Source organism: Achromobacter sp. (assembly GCF_036567245.1).
Classification (GTDB): domain Bacteria; phylum Pseudomonadota; class Gammaproteobacteria; order Burkholderiales; family Burkholderiaceae_B; genus Achromobacter.
This window is the reverse complement of sequence record NZ_DATCUY010000725.1, coordinates 1-8,250: the sequence shown is the minus strand read 5'-3', so window position 1 is coordinate 8,250 and position 8,250 is coordinate 1. Positions and strand designations below refer to the sequence as shown.

Below are 8,250 nucleotides of genomic sequence, written 5' to 3'. Positions count from 1 at the left end.
GGCGCAGCCGGCCAAACAGGTCCAGCTCCCAGGTGGCGTCGAAGCCCGCCCGGTAGCTCTGCGCCAGGTTGCGCTGGCCGCTGGCGCCGGCATTGGCCTGCGACAGGCTGCGTTCATAGCCGCCGCCCAGCGTGACCGCCGGCAACTGGTCCAGCTCCTTCTCGTCCAGCACCGCGCGCGATTCGGCCAGGCGCGATTGCGCGATGCGGATGTCGAGGTTGCGGGACAGCGCCAGATCGATCAGCCGGTCCAGTTGGGGATCCTGCAATTGCTTCCACCAGTCGCGTTGCAGCTGGTCGGTGGAGAACAGGGCCTGTTCGGGGCTGGCCAGCGCCACCGGCGCGGCCTGGGGTTTCTGGTAGTCAGGACCGACGGCGCAACCGGCGGTAGCCAGCGCGGCCAGCAGCACGGCCGCGCCGCGGCGCAGGCGTATGGAAAGTTGTGGATTCTTCATGTTCGTTCCTTCGGCTAGGCAGAGGCCCCAGGTACTGCGGCGTCCTCGGCCTGGGCCAGCGCCAGTTCCCGGGCGCGCGGCGTATCGTGCGCCGCGCGGTGGTCGCGGGCGAGTACGGTGTAGACGGTGGGCAGCACGAACAGCGTGAACAGCGTGCCCACCAGCAGGCCCACCACGATGACCAGGCCCAGGCTGTAGCGGCTGTGCGCGCCCGCGCCGCTGGCGAACAGCAACGGGATCAGGCCCATCACCATGGCGGCGGTCGTCATCAGGATGGGGCGCAGCCGGATACGGGCGGCCTGCTCCATGGCGGCGCGCCGGTCCAGCCCGTGGCTGAGCTGCATTTCGTTGGCGAACTCCACCATCAGGATGCCGTGCTTGCTGATGAGGCCGATCAGCGTCACCAGCCCGATCTGGGTATAGATGTTGACCGTCGCCATGCCCAGCGCCAGCGGTATCAGCGCGCCGCAGATCGACATGGGCACGCTCACCAGGATGATGAAGGGATCGCGCAGGCTCTCGTATTGCGCCGCCAGCACCAGGTAAATCACGATGATGGCGAAGATGAAGGTGATCATCAGCGCCGAACCTTCCTGACTGTACTGGCGCGCATCCGACTGCCAGTCGTAACTGAAGCCGGCGGGCAGGAACTTGGCCTGCTCGGTCAGGAACCGCACCGCGTCGCCCATGGTGACGCCCGGCATCGGTATGGCCTGGAAGGTGGCGGCATTGAGCTGGTTGAACTGGGTCAGCTTGTTAGGCTCCACACCCATGGACACGGTCACGAGATTGGACAGCGGCACCTGCGCGCCGCTGGCGCTCTTGACGTAGTAGCGCGCCAATGACTCCGGCGAGATGCGCTGTTCGCGCAGGCTCTGCGGAATCACGTCATAGGAGCGCCCGTCCATGCCGAAGCGGTTCACGTAGTTCTCGCCCACCAGCACGGCCAGCGTATCGCCGATGGCCTTCATGGTGACGCCCAGGCTGTTGGCCTTGGCGCGGTCCACCTTCAGCTGCACCACCGGGTTGTTGTAGTCCAGGTCGCTGTCGACCACCATGAACAGCCCGCTTTCGCGCGCCGCCTTCTTCAGGCCCTCCATGGCCTCGTAGACCACCGGGTAGTCGGAGGCGCTCATGAGGGTCATCTGCACCGGCAGCCCGCCGGTGGAACCGGGCAGGGACGGCAGCTGGAAGGCGAAGATGTTGCTGCCCTCGACCTGATTCGCCATGGCCTGCATGTCAGCCTGGATCTGGTCGGCCGAGCGGTGGCGCTTTTCCCAGGACACGAAGTCCACGCCGCCTATGCTGTTGGACACGCCGTCGGATCCGTTGATCAGCCAGCGCCCCTGTTGTTCGGGCAGGGTCTTCATCACGTCGTCCCACTTGCGCCCGAACTTCTCCACATAGTCGATGTTGGCATGCTGCGGCGACTTGATCGCGGTCAGCACGGTAGATTGATCCTCGACCGGCGCCAGCTCGCTTTGCGCGGCGTTGTACAGGAACGGCAGGCTGGCCAGCACCGCCACGGCGATCAGGCCGGTCACCCAGCGATGATGCAGCGACACGTCGAGCACGCGGCCATAGGCGTTCCCCAGGCCTTCAAAGAAATGCTCGGCGCGGCGCGCCATCCAGCCTTCGGACACCCGGCTGTTCAGCAGGAACGAGCTCATCACTGGCGACAAGGTCAACGCGATGACGCCCGACACCACCACGGAGCCCGCCAGGGTGAAGGCGAATTCCTTGAAGAGCGAACCGGTAAGCCCGCCCATCAGGCCGATGGGCGCGTAGACCGCCGCCAGCGTAATGGTCATCGCGATCACCGGCCCCGCCACTTCGCGCGCGCCGATGAGGGCCGCGCGCACCGGCGACTTGCCCTCTTCGATGTGGCGGTGCACGTTTTCCACCACGACGATGGCATCGTCCACCACCAGGCCGATGGCCAGCACCATGGCCAGCAAGGTCAGCAGGTTCACGCTGAAGCCGAACAGCGCCATGATGGCCGCGCCGCCCAGCATGGACAGCGGGATGGTCAGCACCGGGATCAGCACGGCGCGCAGGGAGCCCAGGCACAGGAAGATCACCACCACCACGATGGCGATGGCCTCGATCAGCGTATGCACTACGCCGTCGATGGACGCGCTGATGAAGCGGGCCAGTTCGAACGGCACCTGCACGCTGGTGCCCGGCGGCAGGTTCTGCTTGATGTTGGGCAGCAGCTCGTTCAGGCGCTTCACGATCACCAGCGGATTGCCCACCGGCGTGGCGTTCAGCCCGAAGTACACCGCCGGCTCGCCATCCATCAGGCCGCTGGAATCAGTGGACGCGGCGCCCAGTTCCACCGTGGCCACGTCGCCCAGCCGCACGATCGCGTCGCCCTCGCGCTTGACCACCATGTCGCGGAATTCCGCGACATTGACCAGATCCGTGTTGACCTGGATGTTGGACACCACGTACAGGCCCTTGGCCTGCCCCGGCGCCGCCTGCACGTTGTTGTCGCGCAGCGCGTCGGCCAGCTCGCCCGCGGAAATGCCGCGCGCCGCCATCCGGTTCGGGTCCAGCCATACCCGCATGGCGAGCTTCTGCCCGCCGTAGAGTTCCACGCTGGCCACGCCGTCGATGGACGACAGTTGCGGCTGCACCACGCGCGACAGATAGTCGGTCAAGGACGCCAGCGACAAGGTGCTGCTGGAGAAGCCCACATAGGCCACGGCGGTCGCCTCGCCAGCGGACTTGACCAGCACCGGATCGTAGACGTCCTGCGGCAAGCGGTACTTGACCTCGTTGACCTTGGCCATCACCTCGGTCATGGCCTTGTTGGAATCGGCGTTCAGCTTCATCCGCACCGTGATCACGCTGCGGCCCTGGGTGGACGAGGACGACAGGTAGTCGATACCTTCCACCGTGGCCACGGATTGCGCGATGGGCTGGGTGACGAAGCCCTGCATCAGATCGGGCGAGGCGCCCGGGTATTGGGTGGTAATGGTGATGGTGGTGCTTTCGGTCAGCGGATACTGCCGCACCGGCAGGCCGCTGAGGGCCTTGATGCCCAGCAGCAGGATCAGCGTACTGACCACCAGCGCCAGCACTGGCCGGCGCACGAAGAGATCGGTGAATTTCATGTTCTGCTCCGCGCCCTCACCGGACTTGCGCCAGGGTCTGTTGCGCGGCGTCCAGCGCCACGGTGTCCTCGGCGCCGACCTCGACCGCCGCGCCGTTGTGCAGGCGCAGCTGGCCCGAGGTCACGACCTGGTCGCCTGCCTGCAGTCCTTCGGTCACGACGACCCGGCCGCGCACGCGTTCCGCTGTCTTCACATAGGCCTGCCGCACCGTCGTGCCGGCTTGCCCGCCCGCTTTGGGCGGGGTCACCACATAGACGGAATCGCCGTAGGCGCTGTAGCTGACCGCCGTTTCCGGCACGGTGATCACGCCGGGCCGCGCGGGCAGGCCGATCTGGCCCTGGGCGTACATGCCGGCCGCCAGGGCGCCGTCGGCGTTGGGCAGGGTCGCCTGCACGCGTACCGTGCGCGAACCCGCGTCGACTTGCGGCTCCACGGTGGTGATCTTGCCTTCGAAGACGCGTCCGGCGTGGGCATCCACCGCCACGGTCACCGGCTGGCCCGGGCGCAGCGTACCCATGGCCTGCTCGGGCAGGGTGATGTTGGCGTACATCGAGGAACCATCGGTCAGCGACACCAGCGCATCGCCGGCGCGGGCGAACTGCCCCAGGTTCACCCGGCGCACGCCCAGCACGCCGTCAAACGGCGCCTTGACGCGCTTTTGCTCGATCAACGCCTGCACCCGCTTGATGTCGCCCGCGGCCTGGTCGTAGTCGGCCTGCGCCTGGTCCAGCTGTTCACGCGTGGCGGCCTGCTGCGGCAGCAGGCGGCGGGTACGCTCCAGCAGGGCGCGCGCATTGCGCGCCTGGGCCTGCAGCCGGGCCAGCTCGCCCTGCTCGGGGGCATCGTTCAACTGCACCAGCAACTGGCCGGCCTGGACCTGCGTGCCCGACGTGAACAGAATCCGATCGACCCGGCCGTCCACTTCAGCCGCCACCTGCACCTGGCGCGCCGCTTCCAGCGAACCGATGCCGCTCAGGGTCATGGGGAAGTCCGCCTGCCGGGCGGTGGCCACCGCAACCTTGGCCGGCGCCATGGCCCAACCGCCCTGTTGCTGCGCGCCGCCGTACTTCCAGTACAGTCCCCCGCCCGCCAGCGCCACCGCCAACGCCACGGCGCCCGCAGTCCACGCTCCTGAATTCGACTTCATGATTGACTCGCTATTTATCAAAGAATGTTCTTGGATAATCCACGATATCGGGCATTTCGTCAAAAGGGTTAATCCAATCTCCGGCATAGCGGCGGACTATGGCGCGCAAGCCCCTGCAGGTCGTGTGGGCATAAAAAAACCGCCAGCAAGCTGGCGGCTTCGAGGAGGTGAGGGGCAGGACGCTAGGTCCGCACCATGTGCAGGTAGTGGCGATGGCGCTCATACTGGTCCAGGATGTCGCCGATGACGGCGTCGCGGCTCCAGCCCATGATGTCGTAGTCCTGTCCGCCTTCGCGCAGGTGAACCTCGGCGCGGAAATACTTGCGCTCCTCCTCGTCGGCGGCTTCTTCCGGCGTCAGGCTGGGTCGCACGAAGGCTTCAGGCTGCACCGCATAGGAAAAGTCCAGGTGCTCGCCGTGGGAGACCTCCATGATCACGCCCTCGTCGTCACCGTGTTCGCGCACGGTCACTTCATAACCCTGCTTGCGCAGCTCGTCGGCCACGTCTTCCAGCGCGGGCCGCACCACGTCGCCGATGAAGCGCTGCACATGGGCGCGGCGCGGCATCATCACCATGTTGCGCAGGCGCCGCTCCCAGGACTGCCCGCCGCGGGCGGGGCGCGACAGCGTCAGGGACTGGTAGCGGATGCCGCGTTTGGTGGCGTCCAGCTTCAGCGCCTTGAACAGGCCCCACAGCGACAGCAGCAGGATGATGGAGAACGGCAAGGCGCTGGCGATGGTGGCGGTCTGCAGCGCGGTCAGGCCGTCCGCCAGCAGCAGCGCGATCGCCACCGCGCCCATCAGCACCGACCAGAAGATGCGCTGCCACACGGGAGTGTGGTCCGAGCCTCCCGATGCCAACAGATCCACCACCAGCGCGCCCGAGTCGGCCGAGGTGACGAAGAACACGGCAACCATCACGATTGCGACCACGGACAGCACCCCGCTCCAGGGCAATTGCTCCAGGAACGCGAACAGCGCCAGCGAGGAATCGGCCTGCACCACTTCGGCCAGGCCCTGCACCTTGTCGACCAGGATCATGTGGATGGCGGTATCGCCGAACACCGTCATCCAGAACAGCGTGAAGCCGGCCGGCACCAGCAGCACGCCGGTGACGAATTCGCGGATGGTGCGGCCACGCGAGATGCGCGCGATGAACAGGCCCACGAAGGGCGACCAGGCGATCCACCAGCCCCAGTAGAACAGAGTCCAGCCGCCGATCCAATCCGTGGGTTCATAGGCGTAGAGATTGAAGGTTTTGTTGACGATGTCCGACAGGTAGGCGCCGGTGTTCTGCACAAAGGTCTGGAACAGGAACACCGTAGGACCGACTACCAGCACGAACAGCAGCAGCACCGCCGCCAGCACCAGATTGGTCTCGGACAGGATGCGGATGCCCTTGTCCAGGCCGCTGGCCACCGACAGGGTCGCCAGGCCGCAGGTGACGATGACCAGGATGATCTGCGTCGTCACGCCCACTGGAATGCCGAAGAGGTGGTTGAGTCCGCTGTTGATCTGCGCCACGCCCAGGCCCAGCGAAGTGGCCACGCCCAGCACCGTGCCGATGATGGCGAAGATATCCACGGCATGGCCGATGGGTCCGTGGATGCGGTTGCCGATCAGGGGATACAGCGCTGAACGCAGGGTCAGCGGCAGTCCGTGGCGGTAGCTGAAAAAGGCCAGGATCAGCGCCACCACCGCGTAGATGGCCCAGGCGTGCAGGCCCCAATGGAAAAAGGTGATCTTCATGGATTCGCGGGCCGCGAGCGCCGTGCCGCCTTCGCCCACCGGCGGCGCGATGAAGTGCATCACGGGCTCGGCCACGCCGAAGAACATCAGGCCTATCCCCATGCCGGCCGAGAACAGCATCGCGAACCAGGTGAAGTTGCGGTAGTCGGGTTCGCTATGATCGGGCCCGAGCTTGATGTCGCCGTATCGGCTGACCGCCAGAAACACCACCGCGATCAGGATGATGGCCACGACCAGGATGTAGAACCAGCTGGCATTGCCCAGTATCCAGCCCTGCACGGACTCGAACAGGCTTTGCGCAACCTTGGGCGCCAGGATTGCGAATCCGACCAGCAGCAGCGTGAACACGGCCGCCGGAAAGAACACCGGGCGATTGATGGTGGATGGTCGGGTTTCTGAAGTCATGCTGCCTCTCCTGTCGCCCGAGGGAGGGAAATTCCAGCGCGCGCCCCCCTCAGTCCGGCCGCGCGCCGCAAGTATTACTATCACGGCGAAAGGCCGTCTGACAATCTGAAACCTCAAGCCGGGCCGGCCTCAGGAGAGATATCCCATGATCGATCACCTGGACCATCTGGTCCTGACCTGCACCGACCCCGACGCCACGGTGGACTTCTATACCCGGATCCTGGGCATGCGTCTGGAGACCTTTGGCGAGGGCCGCCAGGCGCTGCGCTTCGGCAACCAGAAGATCAATCTGCACGTGCGCGGCCGCGAGTTCGAGCCCAAGGCCCACCTGCCCGTACCGGGCGCGCTGGACCTGTGCTTCATCGCCGACCGCCCCCTGGAAGAGGTGATTGCCCGGCTGAACCGCGAAGGCGCCCGGATCATTGAAGGGCCGGTGCCGCGCACCGGCGCCACCGGCAAGATCCGCTCGGTCTACCTGCGCGACCCGGACTTGAACCTCATCGAGATCTCGGAACTGCTGGCCTGAAGCCGCGCGTGGACAGCGTTATTCGGGCTTCGGTTCGCCAAAGACCACGCCGCGGAAGAAACCGGCCAGCACGGCCTCGGTCATTTCCGCCGTAACGGCCTGCGGATCGAAGGCATAGCTGAACTGCATGCCGTCCGACAAGGCCAGCAGGCCCAGCGCCATCTGTTCCGCCGGCATGCGCAACGGCGTGCCGACCCGGGCCGAAAACTGCTGCACGTAGTCCGTGACGGCGGCGCGCAATTCCCGCATGCACGCCAGGAAGCCTGCGCGGAATTCGGGATCGCGGACTGCTTGCAGCTTGCCTTCCATCCACAGCAGGAAACAGTCGTTCTGATGGAAGTGCGTGGAATAGTGCTCGAGCACGCGCGCTTCCATCTGCGGCCGTGACGACCCGTCTTCGAAGATGGCGCGCATCTCGTTCATGACGCTTTCGTGGTCGCGCCTGAGCAGTTGCAGGAACAGTTCGGACTTGCTGCTGAAGTTGGAATAGAAGGCCCCGCGCGTGTAGCCCGCCTGCTCGGCGATGTCCTCCACGCTGGTCGCCACAAACCCTTTTGCTACAAAGATCGATTGCGCAGCGTCGAGTAGACGCTGACGCGTCTGATCACGGCTTTGCTCTCGCGTAAGGCGGACTTTTGACATGGCACGAGTTTAGCATTGGCCGGCACTTCGGATTCAATATTGAATCTGAATTCATACCTGTATTAGAATCCAGCCCATATCGGGCCGGATCCGGCCTGTTTCCGCCACTTTCAGCGCCGCGAGGTGTTACGTGAATTGCCCTGGCCCTTGCGCGCACCCTGTCGCGCGTAGCCCCGCCGCCAACGCGGCGCAGCCCCCCTCCCTCCCCC

At 65.7% G+C, this 8,250-nt stretch carries 6 protein-coding genes; 1 reads left to right on the top strand and 5 read right to left on the bottom strand.

What is annotated here, in order from left to right:
• The 4 genes from VIR09_RS31350 to VIR09_RS31335 form a co-directional block, all read right to left on the bottom strand.
• A partial coding sequence (locus VIR09_RS31350; RefSeq protein WP_332016416.1) for a TolC family protein occupies positions 1–454 on the bottom strand: 454 nt, incomplete at its 3' end.
• Between the two features lie 14 nt (positions 455–468).
• Positions 469–3,573, bottom strand: a complete 3,105-nt coding sequence (locus VIR09_RS31345; RefSeq protein WP_332016415.1) for a MexW/MexI family multidrug efflux RND transporter permease subunit — start codon at positions 3,571–3,573, stop codon at positions 469–471.
• Between the two features lie 16 nt (positions 3,574–3,589).
• Complete coding sequence (locus tag VIR09_RS31340) at positions 3,590–4,720, bottom strand: efflux RND transporter periplasmic adaptor subunit (RefSeq protein ID WP_332016414.1); 1,131 nt, start codon at positions 4,718–4,720, stop codon at positions 3,590–3,592.
• Between the two features lie 182 nt (positions 4,721–4,902).
• A complete protein-coding gene (locus tag VIR09_RS31335) occupies positions 4,903–6,873 on the bottom strand; it encodes a choline BCCT transporter BetT (RefSeq protein WP_332016413.1) in 1,971 nt (656 codons plus the stop codon).
• A gap of 145 nt (positions 6,874–7,018) precedes the next feature.
• Here VIR09_RS31335 and VIR09_RS31330 point away from each other — a divergent pair, with 145 nt between their 5' ends.
• Positions 7,019–7,399: a VOC family protein gene (locus VIR09_RS31330; protein WP_332016412.1), complete on the top strand. Its 381-nt coding sequence runs from the start codon at positions 7,019–7,021 to the stop codon at positions 7,397–7,399.
• An 18-nt stretch (positions 7,400–7,417) separates the two neighbouring features.
• Here VIR09_RS31330 and VIR09_RS31325 read toward each other — a convergent pair whose 3' ends face one another.
• Positions 7,418–8,041: a TetR/AcrR family transcriptional regulator gene (locus VIR09_RS31325; protein WP_332016411.1), complete on the bottom strand. Its 624-nt coding sequence runs from the start codon at positions 8,039–8,041 to the stop codon at positions 7,418–7,420.
• Positions 8,042–8,250 lie beyond the last annotated feature (209 nt).

Coding starts and splice junctions, on each gene's coding strand:
- VIR09_RS31340 (WP_332016414.1), bottom strand. CDS start 4,720: ATGAAGTCGAATTCAGGAGCGTGGACTGCGGGCGCCGTGGCGTTGGCG.
- VIR09_RS31335 (WP_332016413.1), bottom strand. CDS start 6,873: ATGACTTCAGAAACCCGACCATCCACCATCAATCGCCCGGTGTTCTTT.
- VIR09_RS31325 (WP_332016411.1), bottom strand. CDS start 8,041: ATGTCAAAAGTCCGCCTTACGCGAGAGCAAAGCCGTGATCAGACGCGT.
- VIR09_RS31330 (WP_332016412.1), top strand. CDS start 7,019: ATGATCGATCACCTGGACCATCTGGTCCTGACCTGCACCGACCCCGAC.
- VIR09_RS31345 (WP_332016415.1), bottom strand. CDS start 3,573: ATGAAATTCACCGATCTCTTCGTGCGCCGGCCAGTGCTGGCGCTGGTG.